The following is an 18,316-nucleotide window of genomic DNA, read 5'->3' as shown; positions in this document are numbered from 1 at the left end:
AGACTTTACCAATATGCCCACTCGCCTCAGGAAAGTGGGGTGACCGACGGGACTCGAACCCGCAACAACCAGAATCACAATCTGGGACTCCACCGTTGAGCTACGGCCACCATTTTCCGCAATGCGGATGGGCAGAGTAGACTGAAAATGTGGGAGGTCAAGTGTCAGTTGAAGCAGAGGGGTGAGGTTGAGAGTTTGGGGTTGAGAGTTGAGGGTCTGAAGGGAAAGGAAATGTCGGGCCGATGTGTGACTCTTTGTGGGCACAGACTGGCACATCCTTCATGACTTGATTATGGGTCTCCCTCGCTTCTACATCCCGCCGAATCAGTGGCAACCTTCCAGCCTGGCGCTCACGGCCGATGAAGCCAGGCACTGCGCCCAGGTGATGCGCAAGGAGGCAGGGCAGGAGGTGGTGGTCTTCAATGGAAATGGAGCCTGGGCCCGTACGAAGATCACCTCCAGTGGGAAGGATCGGGTGGAACTGGACCTGGTGGAGTGGGGTGAATCTTCCGCCCCTGCGGTCAGCATCACATTGTTCCAGTCCATTCCCAAGGGGTCGAACATGGACCTGATTATTGAGAAGTCCGTGGAGCTCGGAGTGAATGCCATCGTGCCGGTGTTTTCGGATCGCACCGTCGTGCGGCTCGATGCGAAGGATGCGGTGAAAAAACAGGAGAAATGGCAGCGCCTCGCCTTGGAAGCCTGCAAGCAATGTGGTCAGAACTGGCTGCCGCAAGTGAGTGTGCCGGTATCATTCGACGCGGCATGGAGACAACTGCCGGCGCATGATTTGCGTCTCATTGCGGCCATTCAGGAGGACTCCCGCAGCTTCAAGGATACGCTGGCAGCTGTGCGTGTGCGGAAGGGGGAGGAAAAGATCCAGTCTGTGCTCATGGCGATCGGACCGGAGGGTGACTTCACTCCGAAGGAGTATGCAGCTGCCCGTGGAGCGCACGGCTGCCTACCCGTGAGTCTCGGTTCCATCATCCTACGGGTGGAGACCGCAGCGATATTTTGCCTGAGCGTGCTCAGGCATGAGGTGGGTGGCTAGGGCTGCCTCGCGCGGTCGACGATGAGGGTGCCCAACTCTCGGCTAGCTGCCGCTCCCGCCGGAGCCCCCGCTGCCGAAGAGGAACCCGCCGCTGCCGCTAGCTCCACCAGTACCACCAGCGCTGCCGCCACTCCCACCGCTGCCGAAGAGTCCGCCGCTACCACCAGTGCCACCAGCTCCGCCAGTACCACCAGCGCTGCCGCCACTCCCACCCGAGCCCCCGCTGCCAAAGAGGATCCCACCGCTGCCGCCAGCTCCACCTCTGCCGCCATTTCCACCCGTGGGGCCGCCGATGAGGATAAACCCAGCATTCCCGCCGCTCCCACCCGTGCCTGCGTTCCCGCCATTCCCAGTGACAATCACGGATCCGGAGGAGGATGAACCTCCGATCACATTGGAAGATGAGCTGGATGATCCGCTCGAATTAGCCGCACCCGAGCTTTCAAGATTGGTCAGGAAACTCTGGAACTGCTGAGCGCTGGTGATCGTGGTGGTACGTGTCGGACCTGTGGGCTCAAAGCTCACCCCAGTCTGGATGGCGGCATTCTGACGATGCACTGGTTCGACCAGGCGCTCCTGCAGGTGACGGCGTCGTGGAATGAAGGATTCTGAGGCCTTTCTGCCAAGAGGGATTTCAAGTCGCACACTGACCATCCAGTTGTCCTTCACGAGGTTCTCGTCCTCGTACCACATGCCTGCGAGGACGACGGCAGGGACGGGACGGACTTCAACCCCGGCCTTCCAGCCTTCGACATCGGCGGAGTAGGCAAGGGCATTGCCAGAGGCGTTGGTCTCGAAGCTGTAGTAGCCGCCAATCAGACGGACATCGAAGTACTTGTCGAGGCCCGGGATGAGCAAAGCCAGTTCGGCGTCCCATCCTTCCATGGGCTCTTCAATGATGTCGATGGTACGGGTGACGGCGCGAATTGCGGGGCTACCGCCCACCGTGGTGGGAGTGAACTCGGTGGCATCAAAGCTGCCGACCGTGTCGCCACTATGCAGGGGCAGGTAGTAGTTGGCCCGGACCTCGAGGTAGCGAACCCCGGCTTCCACACCGATGCCCAGCTGCCACAGATCAGCATTCGCTTCGGTGCGCTTGTAATCGGTGAAGACGTTGGCACCCACGAAGAGGCCTTCCGCGAGGAGACCCGCGATGCGATTGCCACCACCCACAGGCTCCTTGCTGAAGAGATGACGAAAGCCGAGGCCGAGGGAACCGGAAAGTTCACCCTCTTCGCCCCAGGTGAAGTACGGCTCGGCAAAGAAGAGAGAGCCACCCATGGTGCCATGCTGGCCGACATTATCCCAAAGCGGCTGTATCAGAAAGGCGCTGCCCTCGGTCATGTGGTCGTTGGTGTTCAGGACAGCTCCCACCACGGTGGAAGTGGCATCAGGTGCGGGAGCCACCGCAGCGTCCACAGGTTTGGGAGCAGGGAAAGTGCCTGCGCAGGCGGAACTCGCTAACACGAGGGACGCCAGTGAGGGGAGGAGCGTGCGGGGAAGTCTCATGGGGTTTCGACAAGAGCTGACCGCAGCAAAGCAGTTATCCAACTCTTTAGGCAACTAAGACTAGGTTGGTAATATCGATATCAAATAATGTGATCGTGCGGAGTGCAATAACGCTCTTCATCCGCATGCAAGCGCTGAGCAAAATGCCTATGATCTACTAGGTAGATTGATAGGCGGGCAGCTGGGGTTTATGGCTGCCGTTCATCGCGACCGTGTCACTGAAGGTTCCGCGATAACGCGAATAACACCGGGAGATAATGAGGTTCCTTCCAAGACGGTCGAAGTCCTTGTCGAGGTCAGGGTTCTAAAGTGCCAGTTGGGCAACCCAGCTTTAGGGCTCTTTTGATCTATCAATGATGCGGCCGGTGGCGTGAATGGCCATCCGGCCGACCTTGGCTCCATCACTCTTCGTGTGGAGAGCAGCGCCGAATCAGGGAGTAGTCGTTGGAGGAGTGAATCCGGCAGGATATGGAATGAAGGAACCGTCTGGATTGGTGTAACCAGTCGGGCCCCATGTGCCGCCTTGGGTGAAGGGCTGGCCGTTGAAGTAGATCTGCCCAGTAGCGTTGTTTGCAAGAACCGCAACGTTTCCCGCAGTCGTTGTCCTAGTATCGCCGACCCTGACTCCGCCGATATAGGCACCCGATTGATTGAGGGTGAGGGTGGCTCCTGTACCGGTCTTGATGAGACCAGCATTGAATTGATCGCTACCGCCACCATTATTCGAAGTCGGTCCCACCACTGTGGCTGAATTGCCGCCGGTATAAACCGCGCCCCAGCCCTTTAAGTCCTGGAGGAAGCGGTTGGCCTGTTGCGCCGTGGTGAGGACGGTCGTGCTCTTCACTTTCGAAGGTTCAAAGCTTATGCCAGTTTGGATGGCCGCGTTCTGGCGGTGCACCGGTTCAAGCAGGCGTTCCTGCAGATGGCGACGACGTGGGGCGAAAGATTCCGAGCCGGGCTTACCAAGGGGAACCTCAAGACGCACGCTCACCATCCAGTTGTCCTCCACGAGGTTTTCGTCTTCGTACCACATGCCAGCGAGCACCACGGCGGGGACAGGGCGAACTTCGACCCCGGCCTTCCAGCCTTCCACATCGCTCGAGTAGGCGACAGCACGGCCAGACGTGTTGGTCTCAAAGCTGTAGAAGCCGCCAATCAGGCGGACATCGAAGTATTGGTCGAGGCCGGGAATGAGCAGCGCCAATTCCGCGTCCCAACCCTCCATGGGCTCTTCAATGATGTCGATGGTGCGTGTGGTCGCGCGAATGGCGGGGCTGCCGCCCACCGAGGTGGGGGTGAATTCCGTCGCATCGAACCTGCTAATAGTTTCGCCATCGTGCAGCGGCAGGTAGTAGTTCGCACGGACTTCGAGGTAGCGCACCCCGGCTTCCACGCCGATGCCCAGCTGCCAGAGATCGGCATTTGCTTCGGTACGCTTGTAGTCGGTGAAGACGTTGGCACCGACGAAGAGGCCCTCTGCCAGGAGACCGGTGACACGGTTGCCACCACTGGTTGGCTCATTGCTAAAGAGATGACGGAAGCCGAGGCCCAGGGAACCGGAGAACTCGCCCTCTTCACCCCAGGTGAAGTACGGCTCGGCAAAGAACAGGGATCCACCCATGGTGCCATGCTGGCCGACATTATCCCAAAGGGGTTGCAGCAGGAAGGCACTGCCCTCGGTCATGTGGTCGTTGGTGTTCAGGGCGGCTCCCACCACGGTGGAGGTAGCGTCTGGAGCAGGTGCGACGGCAGCTTCCACCGCTTTGGGAGCGGCATAGGTGCCTGCGTGGGAAGTGCTTGCGAGGACAAGCGACGCCAGTGAGGGGAGTAGCGTACGGGGGAGTTTCATGTGCGTTGATAAGAGGCGCCCGCACAAAGCAGTTTCCCGGCCTTATGCAACTAAGACCAGCCGTTATTTAGCTGCCGGAACAATATCGATCCCGAATACAGAGCAGTTACGGATTTCTCTTCTGCAATCTGCACGATTGGCAACATCCAGAAGCGATATCCAGACACCTGAAAAGCTTTAGGCTCGGTCTGGTCAAAGCCCGGCATCGAGCTCTACGGCTGCGGCGGGTTGGTATTGATGATATAGCCGCCGGCCGTGGTGGTGCCGATGATGGTCCCTGCAGCGTTACGAATAACACCACCAGTGATGGTGAAGCCTCCCAAATTCCCACCGTTGGTGAGCTGGAGCGTGCCACCTCCCGTGGGGATGATTCCTGTGTTGAGGGTGAGATTGGAAGGCGGAGGAAGGAGAACAAGGCCTGAGGTCCCATTCGCCAGGGTGAGGGTCCCAGCCAACGCTGCTGGAGGAGGAGTATTGTTGTTGCTGTGGTTGTAGCTGAAGGTGTTCACCGAACTGGCAAGCACCAGCGTCGAGGCGAGCGCCGCCCGATCCAAGCTGCTGCCATTGGTGTCATTCACCGTGACGGAACCGTTTCCAGTGGATGCCAGCACGGAGGCGAGCGGGGTGCCACCGCCTTTGTTGAGGCTCAATGAACCGCTGCCGGAGATGCCTTCCGCGTTGGAAAACACCACCAGCGAACCACCGGATCCGGACGAGTTCGACACTTTCAGGGTGCTGCCTGTGGTGTGATTGGAGGAGGAAGACGACGAGGGGCCCTTGCTGGCGCCGGTGTACACTGCGCCCCATCCCTTCAGGTCAGCGAGGAATCTTTGGGCCTGCTGGGCAGAAGTAAGCGTGGTGGTGTTCTTCACACCGGAGGGTTCAAGGCTCACTCCGGTATTGATGGAAGCATTCTGGCGGTGGACGGGTTCGAGAAGACGTTCCTGCAGGTGGCGGCGGCGCGGGGTGAAGGATTCGGAGGCGGGCTTGCCAAGAGGAACCTCGAGCCGCACACTGACCAACCAGTTGTCTTCCACCAGGTTCTCATCTTGGTACCACATGCCGGCGAGTACGACGGCAGGCACAGGACGGACTTCCACCCCAGCCTTCCAGCCTTCCACATCGGTGGAATAGAGCAGCGCGCTGCCGGTGGCATTCGTTTCGAAACTGTAGTAGCCGCCGATGAGGCGCACGTCGAAATACTTGTCGAGGCCAGGGATCAGCAAGGCCAGTTCAGCATCCCAGCCCTCCATGGGCTCTTCTATGATATCGATGGTGCGGGTGGTCGCACGGATGGCCGGGCGGCCCCCGCTGGAGGTGGGAGCGAATTCGGTCACATCATAGCTTCCGACGCTGTCATCAGTGAGCGGAATGTAGTAGTTTGCCCTCAGCTCCAGATAGCGGACCCCGGCCTCGACGCCGATGCCGAGCTGCCAGAGATCGGAATCCACGCGGGTATGCTGGTAGTCGGCAAAGACATTGGCACCCACGAACAGGCCCTCGGCGAGAAGCCCTGCCACCCGGTTGTCACCACCAATGGGTTCATTGCTGAACAGGTGGCGGAAACCAAGGCCGATGGAGCCCGAGAGTTGGCCTTCCTCACCCCAGGTAAAGTAGGGTTCGGCAAAGAAGAGGGATCCGCCCATGGTGCCATGCCGGCCCAGAGTGTCCCACAGTGGCTGCACCAGGAAGGCACTGCCCTCGGTCATGTTGTCGTTGGTGTTCAGCCCCAGACCCAGCACGGTGGAGGTGGCGTCAGGTGCCGGAGCCACGGCCGCTTCTACTGCCTTGGGTGCGGGATAGGTGCCTGCGTGAGAAGCGCTTGCCACGACGAGCCACACCAGGGAGAAGAGCGAGGGAGCGAGTTTCATGGGGTGCTGATAGGAGCTGCCCGCACAAAGCAGGATTTTTATCTTATGCAACTAGGCGTAGACGTTATTTTCGTAACGAGAAGATTTCTGCGGACCAGAAACTAAAGCATGACGGGCTGCCCCGGCTTGCTAGACTCACGCTGTGGGGGAAACACTGGCACAGCACGAACGCGCGGTTCTCGACTGGCTCTTTGGCACCCAAATGTTCGGGGTGAAGCTGGGGTTGGAGAACATGTCCCGGCTGCTGGACATCATGGGCCTGCCCAAGCCGGGTCAGAAGTTCATTCACGTCGCTGGCACGAACGGCAAGGGGAGCGTGTGCGCGTTCATACACAGCTTGATGAAGGCGGCGGGTGTGAATGCCGGGCTCTTTACCTCGCCCCATCTTGTGCATTTTCACGAGCGCATCCGGAATGCGGAGCGGGAGATTTCCTCTGCGGAAGTGGTCCGGGGAATCGAAGCCTTGAAGAAGACTTGCGAGGGGATGGATCCGCATCCGACCTTCTTTGAGCTGACCTTCGCTCTGGCGCTCGACTGGTTCCGCAAGCGGGAGCTGGACTGGGCCGTGCTCGAGACGGGGCTTGGTGGGCGACTGGACGCGACCAATGTGATCACTCCCGAGGTGAGTGTGATCACCAGCATCGGATTGGATCATCAGGAGCAGCTTGGGAATACCCTCCGTGAAATTGCTTCGGAAAAGTCGGGCATCATCAAGCCGGGGGTGCCGGTGGTGACGCTCAACCAGCCACCGGAGGCCATGAAGGTGATCTCCGAGACAGCACGCGAGCGTGGCTCACGACTCACGATTGTGACGACACCGTTGCGGGGTTATCGCATTGGATTGTTCGGCCAGCACCAGTTGTGGAATGCCTCGCTCGCGGTGGCGGCATTCAAGGCGGTTGGGTTCCAGACGTCCGAGCCGGTGTTGCGCGAGGGGGTGCAGGAGGTGCGCTGGCCCGGCAGGTTCGAACGATTTGAGCAGGAGCGCATCGTCATTGATGGAGCACACAATCCCGCCGGTGCGGAAACACTGGTGCGTACCTGGCAGCAGGCCTACCCGGGCGAGAAGGCCGCCGTTGTCTTCGGCGCCGCTACAGGAAAGGATGCCCGCGGATTGATTCGCGCGCTTCAGCCCATTGCGGAGCACTGGCATTTCACCCATTTCAACAGTCCTCGTGCGCAGTCCGAGGAGTTTCTCCAGAGCGAACTGGATGATCTGTATCGCAGCGGTGTGGCATGCAGCACGCATCCCACGGTGGAGTCAGCGCTCGCTGCGGCGCGTACTCGTGGTGGACGAGTGCTGGTCACCGGCTCTCTGTACCTCGTGGGAGAGGTTCTCGCACTGTTGCGTGGTGAAAAGGATCTTTTCCAACGCAGTGCCCAATAGGCATCGTCGTTGAGTGCTGGGAGCCCGCTGGATGAATCTTAGCTTCTCCAGCCGTAGCTCACGATTCGCACAATCTCCACCCAGTGGAGCTTTCCATTGGTGCGCCAGGCGAGCTCTACAATCACCGGCATGTTCTGATTCCAGGAAAGTTGCGAGGCCAGCTTCTTGCTCAATTGCGTGCTCTTGGGAAGGAACACATGACCGTCGAACCGGTCATTCGGCTGCTGCACCTGGAAGGAATCTTTCGAGGCGAGATCGGGCACATCCTTGGCAAAATAATGTTTGCGGCTCAGCATCACGCGGAAACTCTGGTTGGGCTCGCCCTGCGTCTCGAGGAAGCGCAGCAGGAGGTCATCCTTGAACTCCACGAAGGTGGGCCAATCGATCTTGGGCGAGCCTTCCGCAGGTTGTTCGATGAGGATCAGCACTTCATGCTTCAGATCGCCACCTTCGATTTCGAACATGCAATACGGTGGTCCACCGTCCCGCCCGGGATGACGGTCGACAAACTTGATCATGCCTGGATTGATGGGTCCGTCGCCGTATTTGGCGGCGTGTTTCTCCATGAGGGACTTGGTCGCTTCCGGCTTCTGAACATAGGCAGAGCGCTCCTGCCAGGTGGGAGCCGCAAGGAAACTGCGCAGTACTTCGAGGGCGTTCTTGGCCTCATCAGGCAACTTGCCGATGAGAGTCGCAGTGCTTGCCGGGGCTGGAGCGGGCGTCGGCGCAGGGGCGGGAGCCCCTTCCACGCCCGGTGCCGGAGTGACCGACATGTTCGTGGTGGCCGCGAGTGGGGGAATGGTAGAACCATCAACAGCACCGGGTGCTGGCGGTGCAGGTGGCGGAGGGCCAACAGGTTGCTGAGGGGTGGAGGGCAGCAGAGGTGTGCCGTCGATGGCAGGGAATGTGGGCTGAATGCGCCTGAGCCACGGTGGGTCTTCCCCTGAAGGCGTCGGAGCTGGTGTGGGTTGTGGGCCCATCATGGAGGCCACTGTGCCATCGCCACCCGGAGCGGCTGGTGCTGGAGTCGGGGGTGCTGGAGCGGTAGGCGCGGGAGTGGTCGGCCCTGCCGCATCTCCAGATTTGGGCCCCGCTTTCAAAAGCCAGGAAGGCTCGTCTGGTCCTGCGGCCACGGCATTTTCAGGTTTTACGGGTTGCTTCCCTGTATCAGGCGAGGCGACCGGTGCTGCGGAGGGATTCATGCCAGCTGTAGTCGACGAGGCCGGTGGAGGTGAAGCCTCGGGCTCTGTCTTCTTGGGATCCGCAGGTGTGCTGGCCTCAGTCACTGGAATTGGCGTGGCCGTGGGAACATCCGTGGCGCTGTGTCCCGGAAGGGGAATCGCCATGGGGGGTGACGAAGGCTTGGCAGGCGCGGCCTCGGGAGATGGCTCCGGTTGTGTGGCGGCGAACTCGGAAGGGGCTCCAATCGCAGGGGTGCCGGGGCTTGCTGGGGGCGTTGCGTTGGTTTCCGTTTTTGCCGATGACGGCGTGGGCGGCACCGTGGGTTTGGGAGTGCTCTCCGTGGGGGTGCCCTCGGACAAGGCGCCGCGAGGTGCATTGAGGAGCCAGAATCCGATGAAGACATCGATCACCAGAAACAGCACCACACCCAAGATGTACATCTTCCGCTTCTGAGTGCGGCGGCCCTTCGAAGGAGACTCCGCCACCGGGAGGAATGGCACGTGCAGCAACGGGCGATGGTCCCGTGTATCGGGAGGTGCGGCTGGATCCTGCGCAATCTGGCCACCGGCAAGCACTTCGCCCATGCCGGGCATGGCGGCTTCTTCCGCGGCGCGCGCGTCTGGAAGTGATTCCGGAACCAGGGCGATGGGCGTGGAGGCGACCTCAGGAGTCGGAGCGAGCGCTGTAGGCGCGTCGAGCGGTTGTCCTGTCAGTGCGGAGGCAAGAGACTCCGGCAGTGATTCGGGAGCAGTGGGTGCCTGTTCCTCTGCCGGTGCTGGCGTAGGCGTCAGTGACTCCAGTGCCGGACTTTCACTCAGGACTGGGGCAGGCTGCTCGATGGGTTCTTCCGCAGGCGCTTCGGCGAGAGGCGGAGGAGGAAGGGGTGGCGGGCTCGGAGCGGCTTCTACAGGCGCGGGCTCGCTGACTTGTGCGGGCTGCTCTGGCAGCGATGCAGGAGGCGGCAGTGGCTCCGGCATCAGGAATGCGGCAGGTGCAGGGAGCTCCGGTGCTTCAGGTGCGGAATCAGGCGCTGGCGGGGATTCCCAGGCAGGGGCGGGTGCAGGCGTAGGAGCGGTCGCACGTCCCCGAGGCAGCGTGGGCGCATCCAGAATGCTGCCGAGAATGGGGTGGTCACTCTTCGCCGGTGCGGCTGGAGGAGGGGGTGCCACCGCCACGGCGCCTTCACTCTGCGCCTTGCGCTTCGGCATGAACACAGGCCCGGGGTCTGGAATGGCTGGGGGGTCCGGGAGCAGGCTGCGCTCCGGAGTGTGCAATTGGGGCTGCGCATGTGCGAGGGACTGTCCCACAGGCACGTACGACGGCAGAGGTGCCGGTGGCTTCAGGGCATCCGCCAACTCGGAAGCGCTCCATCCGGGAAGCGCGGGCAGTTCCGGCTGCGCCGGAGGTGGCGGCAAATGCTCGGAGTCAGCTTCGGACTTGGGAACCGGGGCAAACTTCGTCTTCCGCCGCACCGGTTCCAAGGTCGATTCCGGAGGAGCAGTAATGGTCGTGCCACACTTGGGACACTGGTCTGTGACGCCAGCCATCTCGGGCGGCACAGCGAGCTTCGTGCCGCAATTATGACAGGCAAACTTGATGAGGCGAGACTTCAAAACGGGTATCGAGAGAGAAATCCAGCTATTCCAACTATCAGAAAAACCAAAAGAATCAAGCGTGAGAACGGGGACGGGTAGGAAAAGGTATCGTTTTTGAGAGGCCGCGTGTCTGAAAACGCCTCCATTGAAGTGGATGCTCGAAGGAGAAGTCGGGCGTTTATCAGGTCAACATTCGTCCCAGCGGGGGTGAGCAAGACTGATGGGAGAATATCGCTATGGGCTGGTGAGTTTTTGCAGGAGAGCGGCATCAGGAAGGAGATAGCGCTGCTGGCGTGTCTTGACGTTCACCTTGAGCACAAACTGGGTCATACCAACATAGAGAGTGCTTTCATCAGAAGAGAGCAGAGCCGAATTTGCCTGGCCGCCCAGCAAGAAATCACCCTGCATCAGGGATGTCATCTCTCCTTTGGGGGTCACAGCCAAAAGGCGATCAGATAGTGCTACATAAAGGGTTCCATCTTTGCTGGAGGCAGCGGCTTCGGGACAGGATGGCAACTTGGCGAATGTCTCGGCGCGCCAACTGGAGGCCTGATGCGCACGGGAAATGCGGATGATGGAGCCATGGTTGAGGCCCAGATGGGAAAGCCCTTCCACCGCGAAGATGCCCTTGGTATTGCTCACGAACGCTACGACCTGATGATCAGAGATTTTGTAGCTGCTCTTGCCGGTCTTGTCGTACCAGTACAGTGCTGCTCCGAATTCCCCCCGGTTGAAGGCCACAAGCCAACCATCATCTGTGGGCAGATAAGCCTGGCCTCCGACGAACTTGTAGTGCCGCTGGGCTCCGGCAATCCACTTTGAAGCCTTTGGAACGAAGCTCGGTGTTGGTTTGGGCGGTGGCGACTCAAAGTCTACAGGTTGCACACTCGGTTTGCCATCGTCTGACAAAAGCACCCGCCATTGTTGCTGTGCCCATGAGACGTTGGAGAACCGGCTGTCTTCGCGAACGGGAGGTGGTGTGATTTCCGACCAGAGCGACAGATCGCTAGGTGCCATGGAGGCGGCGTCGGTGGACCACGCCGCAGGTGTCATCAGCAGGCTTGTTGCGAGGAGGATTGGTGCCGCGTATTTCACTGTCGTGGAAGAATGGCGAGCTCGCTGAGTTGCACAGGCAACGGATGTAACTACAGCTCCTTGATGAAAATGTTTCCGAACTGCATTTCGTCTCCGTAGTGCTGTAGGCCGATGGGCCCTTTCTCCGGGAGACCGGGGACGGGGGCTTGATCGATCACCAGTTTTTCATTGAGCTCCACGCTGAGCTTTCCCTTCTGCAATGTGATCACAAAGCGATTCCATGAGCCGAGTTTGTTGTCGGCTTTTTCCTTCGGCACATAGAGTTTCCGCAGATCTGCCGGTGTGTCCTTGGCCATGCGAAAGCCATTCACTTCACCGGAGCCGCAGGGTCGGCAGAAGATATTGATCTGTGCTTTCTTCGTACCGCGCAGGAAGATGCCGCTGTCGCCGGCATCCATGACCTCGGCGGTTTGTTTGGTGCCATCGGGATTCAAGGCTTCGTTGCCATCGGGAGCGATGAGGACCAGCTTCTTCGGCTCAGGTTTCTTGGACATTCTCCAGTCGACGATGAGCTGGAAATCCTTGAAGGATTTTTCCGTCCAGAGGTCCTTGCCCTTGCCCAGCTTGCCTTCCTTGACGTGGAAGAAGGCGCCGTGGGCGCTCCACCATTTGTCGAGATCATCCGGCGTGGCCCAGCCCTTCAGAGTTTTTCCATCGAACAATTGCTTGAAGCCGGCGAATTCACGTGCGGTTTGCTCCGCGGTGGCACCAGTGGAGGGCAGTTCCTTGATACGGATGTTGCGGAAGTGGGCCTCGCTGCCTTCGCTCTCCAGGCAGATGTAGCCTTTGCGCGGCCAGCAGTCTTTTCCCACGGTGACCTCCTTGCCATTCACGGAGAGACGGATTTCACCGTTGTTGCACACGGCGCGGTAGTGGTTCCACTCGGGGGAAGGTTTCACGCGATCCTCCTTGGGGAAGCTGCGCTTGCCGCTCTTCGCCACGGGATCCACGGGAGTCATGGTAGCGCCCCAGATGGGGAAGATATCGCCGTGCGAGGTGAACCACTCCTTCGCACCCTTGTTCTTCTCATAGCCCGGATCGAGGATCTGCACTTCGATGCCGCGTGAGAAGGGCACGCCAGGAGCGGGAATGCTTTCGCCCCAGATGAAGAGGCCGGCATTGCCCGCTTCCTTCAGGTGACGCCACTCGAGCTCGATGATGAAGTTCTCATACACGCGCTCGGTGCGCATGACACCGGTGGGGATGCCGGTGGTCATGATGTAGCCGTCCTTCGCCTGGAAGGTATCCGTGGCCACGTTGCAGGGCACCCAGCCAGTGAGGTCCTTGCCGTTGTACAGCGAGACGAAGCCCTCGGTGTCTGCATCCTGGGCAGACAGGAACGAAGCAGTGAAAGCGGCGGTGGCCAGCAGAGTGGCGATGAAGCGCGGAGTCATGACAATGACGCAGTAAGATGGTGTAGTACACACCATCGCCGGTCATTTTGTCATCCGAGAATGTAGAAGGCTTCTCGAGAAGCCTTGATCTCAGCCCTGGCCCAGACGCTGGAGCTGGTACTTGCGCTCGATCTCATTGATCCACTCGGAGTTGTCGAGATACCAACGAACGGTTTTGCGCATGCCGCTGTCGAACGTCTCCTGAGGTTCCCAACCGAGTTCACGGCCGATCTTGCTGCAGTCGATGGCGTAGCGGCGATCATGACCTGGGCGGTCCTTTACGAAGGTGATGAGTTCCTTCGGGTCGCGCTTGAGGTCGGGGCGCTCGGCATTCACCGCGGCGATGATGGCGTGTACGACGTCGATGTTCTTCATCTCGCACTTGCCACCGATGTTGTAGGTCTCGCCGATTTCACCCTTGAGGAGGGCGAGCGTGAGGCCGCGGCAATGGTCTTCCACGTAGAGCCAGTCGCGCACATTGGTGCCGTCTCCGTACACCGGGAGCTTTTCTCCGCGGAGCACCTTCTGGATCATGAGCGGCATGAGCTTCTCCGGGAACTGGAAGGGGCCGTAGTTGTTCGAGCAGTTCGTGGTGACCAGCGGCATCTTGTACGTGTGCACATAGGCGCGCGCGAGGTGGTCACTGCCGGCCTTGCTGGCGGAGTAGGGGCTGTTCGGCGCGTACGGGGTGGTCTCGCTGAAGGCAGGATCGGTCGGGCTCAGGGAGCCGAACACTTCATCCGTGCTCACATGGAGGAAGCGGAAGTCGTCCTTGCCCTCCTTCTGACGCTCGCGGTGATGCTGCAAGGCGGTGTGGAGGAGGCGGAAGGTGCCGACGAAATTGGTGAAGATGAACTCTTCCGGGGAGTCGATGGAGCGGTCTACATGCGACTCGGCGGCGAGGTGCATGACGGCATTGATGTCATGTTCCTTGAGGAGCTTGCCGAAGAGCTCGGCGTCCTGGATGTCGCCCTGCACGAATACGTGGCGCGCATCGCCGTCCAGCTTGGCGAGGCTGCTGCGGTTGCCCGCGTAGGTGAGCTTGTCGAGGTTCACCACCTTGCTGATGGTCACGCCGTGGTCCGCACCGGCCTGGCCGAGGAGGTAATGAACGAGGTTCGAGCCGATGAAGCCCGCGCCGCCGGTGACAAGAATGCGCCTTTCTGCTGCCATAAGAGGGAAGTGAGGGGGGCGAGCCTAGCAAGGCCGGGGGCAGGGGCAAGTGGGGATTGCCCGGGGCCGGGCGGGGTCAGGTTGCGGGCCTGGAGGGACTTGCCGGTCGGTCAGCTCTCTCTAGGATGGCAGGCTCCCCTCCCCCACCCCACGGCACGTGCCCTCGCCAGTCCTCAAAAAACTCCAACCGTACTTTCCCGCGCTCTTCGTGCTGCTGTGGAGTTCGGGCTTCATCGGGAGCAAGTTCGGGCTCGGCTATGCGGAGCCGTTCACCTTCCTGTTCATTCGGATGCTGGTGGTGGCGGTCCTCCTGACCTTGGTGGCTTGGATGACGGGCGCTCCCTGGCCAAAGTCGAGACGGGCAGTGTGGCACCTCGTCGTGTCCGGCCTACTGGTACACGGCATCTATTTAGGAGGGGTGCTTTCCGCGGTGGCCCACGGGTTGGGAGCTGGACTGGTGGCCCTGATTGTGGGTCTCCAACCCCTGCTCACGGCAGTCATCACCACGCTGTGGATGCGGGAGACGCTGGTGGCCCGGCAGTGGATCGGCCTCGTGCTGGGCCTCGCGGGGGTGGCCTTGGTGGTGTCGCAAAAGCTGACAGGTCATCCCGACCTTCCCGCCCTGGCCCTCGTGACGCTGGCGCTCTTTGGCATCACTCTCGGCACCCTGTACCAAAAGCGCTTCTGCGGTGGCATGGATCTGCGCACGGGGACCGCGGTGCAGGCCTACACCTGTGCCGGACTCATGCTGGTACTGGCGGTGGGGTTCGAGACCATGGTGGTGCAATGGACTCCGCAGCTCATCTTTGCCCTACTTTGGTTGATCTTTGTGCTTTCGATCGGGGCGTTCTTCCTGCTGTCCATCCTTCTGAGACAAGGGCAGTCACTCCAGGTGACACGTCTCTTCTACCTGACGCCACCCGTGACGGCGGTGATGGCGTGGCTCGCGTTTGGCGAAGGGCTGCCGCCGACCGTCGTCGCGGGATTTTTGGTAGCTGCACTGGGCGTCTGGATGGCACGGCAGGCCTGAGTTTCCTTTTTCAATACTGGAGCCGGACTGATCTCTGCTATCCTCCAGCGATCCTATGGCCCTGACCCGCATCTTCCTCATCCGCCACGGCGCTACGACTTTGACTGCCGAAGATCGCTTCGCAGGCTCCACAGACGTGCCTCTTTCTGATGAGGGACGGGAGCAGGCGCGACGTCTCGCCCGGCGCCTGGCGGATCTACCGGTGAAGGCCGTCTATGCCTCGCCGCTGGGACGCACCATGGAGACTGCCCGGATTCTCGCGGAGCCTCACACCTGCGAGGTGCGGCCCCGGGAGGGACTGAAGGAGATCGCCCACGGTCACTGGGAACAGCTCACGCGTTGCGAGGTGGAGACGAAATACCCCGAGGAAGCAGCGTCGTGGGAGGAGGACCCCTATACGTATGCTCCGCCCGGTGGAGAGAGTGGTCTGGCCGTGACGGCTCGAGCCTTGCCCGCCTTGATCGAGATTGTGCGGCAGCACGAAGGTCAACCAGTGATCGTGGTCTCACACAAGGCAACCATTCGTCTGCTGCTCAGCTCGCTGCTGGGCTTTGACCCGCGCCGGTACCGGGACAACCTCGATCAGAATCCTGCTGCGCTGAACATTGTGGACTTCAAGGATCCGGTCCGCGCCCGCCTCATGCTCTTCAATGACACCTCGCACTATTCGGATGCGGGCTTGGATCTGCCCAGGGCACCGGAGCAGAATCTGTCACGCTGGTGGTCCGGCAATAAATAAGTGTCTCCTTCAGTGGATGGTTTTGCCAATGGTGTATCATGCCTCCCATGAAGATCGCCATCGGTTCTGACCACGCGGGGTTTCGCTACAAGCAGGCCATCATTGAGCATCTGAAGAAGGCCGGGCATGAGGTCGTGGATTTCGGCACGGACTCGGATGCGTCGGTGGATTATCCCAAATACATCCGCCCTGTCGCGGAAGCAGTGGCGACGGGACAGGCGGAGCGCGGCATCGTGCTCGGTGGCTCTGGCAATGGCGAGGCCATCGTGGCAAACCGGGTGCATGGCATCCGTTGCGGTCTGTGCTGGAATCTGGAATCCGCGCGTCTCACCCGCCAGCACAACGATGCCAATGTGCTGTCCCTCGGCGAGCGCATGATGGATGAGGCGACCGCGCTGGCGATTGTCGATCTGTTCCTGAGCACGCCTTTTGAAGGTGGCCGGCACCTGGCGCGCATCCAGCAAATCGACGCTTAATTCATCCCTCTCTCTCTGACCATGGGCCTCGTCTTGAGCAAGCGTAGAATGATTGTCACGCTGCGTCGGCAGCCCTCGAGCCTGCTGCTGGCTGCGCAATTGCTCGCGGTATTGATCTATCCCTTTCTGGATAACTCCGACGCAGGAAGAGTGGCCTATGTGTTGTTCTGCAACGTGGTGCTGGCTCTTGCCCTCTGGGTGGTGAACCGTAATCCGTTTGTGAACTGGATTGGCTGGGTGTTGGCGATACCCGCGGTGATTTGCTCCGTCGTCGGACACCTGGGGAAACACCCCAGTTTCCTGACGGTCGGCTATTCATTGGAGGCACTTCTCTATTTTTATACGGCGGTGGGTTTGATCTTCTACATGCTGGGGGACCAGAGTGTGACCTTCGATGAGCTCGTAGCCGCGGGCGCCACCTTCACCCTGCTGGCCTGGTCGTTCGCCTTCGCCTTTCTGGTGTGTCAGGCCTGGGTACCGGGCAGCTTCACGGCTTCGCAAAACACGCAGGACCCGCGGAGCTGGCTGGAGCTGCTGTTCCTGAGCTTCGCCACGCTTTCAGGAGTGGGGTTGAGTGACATCATTCCCATCCGCTCCTTCGCGCGCTCCCTGGTAATGCTCGAGATGTTTTGCGGAGTGATGTATCTGGCCATCGTGGTGTCACGACTCATCGCGCTGGCCACGATTCGGGCGAAACAGGGGAAGTAGCTAGCAGTGTATCAGTCAACACCGCTCGCGAGCCACGTTTATTCTTTCAGCTTCCCAATCAGCCAATCCATCATGGCCTGCGGTGCGGCTGGAGTCTTTTTGTCATCGGTGTGCCGGTAGACATTTTCGATGCCAAGGGAATCCATGCTCTCCTTGAGCTTGTGGCCGAAGATCGGGTGATGGATGGCGAAGCCGGGTTTTGCAGTCGCGGGCACGCGTTCATCCGCTTCGCTGTAGACCATGAAGAGTGGCGGGTCATCCTTGGTGAGGTGGGTCATGGCGGCGGCGTCCGTGGCCAGCTTGCGAATCTCGGGCTTGCTGAAATCTTCGAAGGTCTTCACCCCGTAGAGTGCGATGAGTGCGGGATGCTGCGCAGGCGGCAGGCCGATCCATTCCTTGATGACCAGAGGATCATAAGTCCCCTGCCCTCCCAGTGTGCCAATGCAGAGCAGGCGTGAGGATTCACGCTCGATGGGATCGCTGCTGTCCGGCTTCGCAAGATCTTCATGGAAACCCACCCACATGGAGATGCCCGCGCCGGCGGAACCGCCGAAGGCGCCGATGCGCTTCGGATCGATGTTCCACTCCTTGGCCTTGCTGCGGAGGAACTGGATGGCGCGTGCGCCATCAAGCATCGGGGCTGGATAGATAGCCTGCGAGGAATAGCGGTAGTTGATGCTGGCAAAGGACACGCCGTTGGCGAGGCATTGCACGATGGACTGGGGTGCGATGTGGTCCTTGTTCCCGGCGAGGAAGCCGCCGCCATGAATGAAGACCAGCACGGGAGCGGGTTCTTTGGTTTCCGCTTTCCAAAAGTCCAGCACGTTGCGCTCGTGCGGACCATACCTGGCATTGGGCTGCGCGGGCTTGGGTGCGAGGGCTGATGGTGGCAGGCCGCGTTTCTTCAGGTCGAGCTGCAGCGCTCCCCACTCCGCCGCGGATAGCTTGCCATCCTTATCCTTGTCGGATTCGGGATAGCGCTTGAGCACTTCCTTTTGGAGGAGCTGCACGGTTTTTGCCTGGTCGGTGGTCGTGGATTGCTGGGCGCGTAACGGAGATGATGGAGCACTGAGCCAGGCACCGAGGACAGGAAGGAGGAGGAGGATGTGCGGTTTCATGGAAGCAGCGCGTATGCAGACCGATCGCGTTGATAACGGCACAACTCCCGACACTCTCTCCAACTGTGGCCGTGGAGCGCAGAAACTTCGGCTCTTGTCCATCCGGTACAAACCTGATTGCATGGGGCCACCACCCCAT

Annotated in this window: 14 protein-coding genes and 1 tRNA gene; 6 read left to right on the top strand and 9 right to left on the bottom strand. The window is 60.4% G+C overall.

Going from position 1 to position 18,316, the window contains the following annotated elements; genetic code table 11:
• Nucleotides 1-35: 35 nt before the first annotated feature.
• Nucleotides 36-110 (bottom strand) — tRNA-His (locus DES53_RS22880).
• A 182-nt stretch (nt 111-292) separates the two neighbouring features.
• Between DES53_RS22880 and DES53_RS22875 the strand changes: the two genes are divergently transcribed.
• On the top strand, nt 293-1,051 hold the full coding sequence (locus DES53_RS22875) for a 16S rRNA (uracil(1498)-N(3))-methyltransferase (RefSeq protein WP_113960646.1): 759 nt from the start codon (nt 293-295) through the stop codon (nt 1,049-1,051).
• Nucleotides 1,052-1,093: 42 nt separating this feature from the next.
• On the opposite strand, the gene DES53_RS22870 is transcribed toward DES53_RS22875, so the two are convergent.
• The 3 genes from DES53_RS22870 to DES53_RS22860 all read right to left on the bottom strand — a co-directional run bounded on the left by DES53_RS22870 (nt 1,094) and on the right by DES53_RS22860 (nt 6,280).
• Complete coding sequence (locus DES53_RS22870) at nt 1,094-2,560, bottom strand: inverse autotransporter beta domain-containing protein (RefSeq protein ID WP_113960645.1); 1,467 nt, start codon at nt 2,558-2,560, stop codon at nt 1,094-1,096.
• Nucleotides 2,561-2,990: 430 nt separating this feature from the next.
• Nucleotides 2,991-4,409, bottom strand: a complete 1,419-nt coding sequence (locus DES53_RS22865; protein ID WP_113960644.1) for an inverse autotransporter beta domain-containing protein — start codon at nt 4,407-4,409, stop codon at nt 2,991-2,993.
• Between the two features lie 212 nt (nt 4,410-4,621).
• On the bottom strand, nt 4,622-6,280 hold the full coding sequence (locus DES53_RS22860; protein WP_113960643.1) for an inverse autotransporter beta domain-containing protein: 1,659 nt from the start codon (nt 6,278-6,280) through the stop codon (nt 4,622-4,624).
• 232 nt (nt 6,281-6,512) lie between these two features.
• Here DES53_RS22860 and DES53_RS22855 point away from each other — a divergent pair, with 232 nt between their 5' ends.
• Nucleotides 6,513-7,667: a bifunctional folylpolyglutamate synthase/dihydrofolate synthase gene (locus DES53_RS22855; protein ID WP_170157322.1), complete on the top strand. Its 1,155-nt coding sequence runs from the start codon at nt 6,513-6,515 to the stop codon at nt 7,665-7,667.
• Between the two features lie 38 nt (nt 7,668-7,705).
• Here the strand turns inward: DES53_RS22855 and DES53_RS22850 are convergent, their stop codons facing one another.
• The 4 genes from DES53_RS22850 to rfbB all read right to left on the bottom strand — a co-directional run bounded on the left by DES53_RS22850 (nt 7,706) and on the right by rfbB (nt 14,106).
• Complete coding sequence (locus tag DES53_RS22850) at nt 7,706-10,462, bottom strand: zinc ribbon domain-containing protein (protein ID WP_113960641.1); 2,757 nt, start codon at nt 10,460-10,462, stop codon at nt 7,706-7,708.
• A gap of 216 nt (nt 10,463-10,678) precedes the next feature.
• Nucleotides 10,679-11,461, bottom strand: coding sequence for a hypothetical protein (locus tag DES53_RS22845; RefSeq protein ID WP_147263563.1), 783 nt, complete (start codon nt 11,459-11,461; stop codon nt 10,679-10,681).
• Between the two features lie 128 nt (nt 11,462-11,589).
• Entirely contained in the window at nt 11,590-12,933 is a 1,344-nt protein-coding gene (locus DES53_RS22840) for a 3-keto-disaccharide hydrolase (RefSeq protein ID WP_113960639.1), read from the bottom strand.
• A gap of 90 nt (nt 12,934-13,023) precedes the next feature.
• Nucleotides 13,024-14,106 carry a dTDP-glucose 4,6-dehydratase gene (gene rfbB, locus DES53_RS22835; RefSeq protein WP_113960638.1) on the bottom strand — a complete coding sequence of 361 codons (1,083 nt, stop codon included), beginning with the start codon at nt 14,104-14,106 and terminating at the stop codon, nt 13,024-13,026.
• A gap of 157 nt (nt 14,107-14,263) precedes the next feature.
• Here rfbB and DES53_RS22830 point away from each other — a divergent pair, with 157 nt between their 5' ends.
• Genes DES53_RS22830 through DES53_RS22815 form a run of 4 tightly spaced genes read left to right on the top strand, consistent with a single transcriptional unit; the run spans nt 14,264 to nt 17,059 of the window.
• Nucleotides 14,264-15,136, top strand: a complete 873-nt coding sequence (locus DES53_RS22830) for a DMT family transporter (protein WP_113960637.1) — start codon at nt 14,264-14,266, stop codon at nt 15,134-15,136.
• 55 nt (nt 15,137-15,191) lie between these two features.
• The gene (locus tag DES53_RS22825; RefSeq protein ID WP_113960636.1) at nt 15,192-15,875 is read left to right on the top strand and encodes a histidine phosphatase family protein; all 684 of its coding nucleotides are present in this window, start codon (nt 15,192-15,194) and stop codon (nt 15,873-15,875) included.
• 47 nt (nt 15,876-15,922) lie between these two features.
• Nucleotides 15,923-16,351, top strand: a complete 429-nt coding sequence (rpiB, locus tag DES53_RS22820) for a ribose 5-phosphate isomerase B (RefSeq protein ID WP_113960749.1) — start codon at nt 15,923-15,925, stop codon at nt 16,349-16,351.
• 21 nt (nt 16,352-16,372) lie between these two features.
• Complete coding sequence (locus DES53_RS22815) at nt 16,373-17,059, top strand: ion channel (RefSeq protein ID WP_113960635.1); 687 nt, start codon at nt 16,373-16,375, stop codon at nt 17,057-17,059.
• A 38-nt stretch (nt 17,060-17,097) separates the two neighbouring features.
• Here DES53_RS22815 and DES53_RS22810 read toward each other — a convergent pair whose 3' ends face one another.
• Complete coding sequence (locus DES53_RS22810; protein ID WP_170157321.1) at nt 17,098-18,177, bottom strand: alpha/beta hydrolase; 1,080 nt, start codon at nt 18,175-18,177, stop codon at nt 17,098-17,100.
• Nucleotides 18,178-18,316: the final 139 nt, after the last annotated feature.

This window comes from Roseimicrobium gellanilyticum, from assembly GCF_003315205.1.
In the GTDB taxonomy this organism is placed as follows: Bacteria; Verrucomicrobiota; Verrucomicrobiia; order Verrucomicrobiales; family Verrucomicrobiaceae; genus Roseimicrobium; species Roseimicrobium gellanilyticum.
Note: the sequence above shows the minus strand (reverse complement) of the source record. Positions and strands in the feature narration are given on the sequence as shown.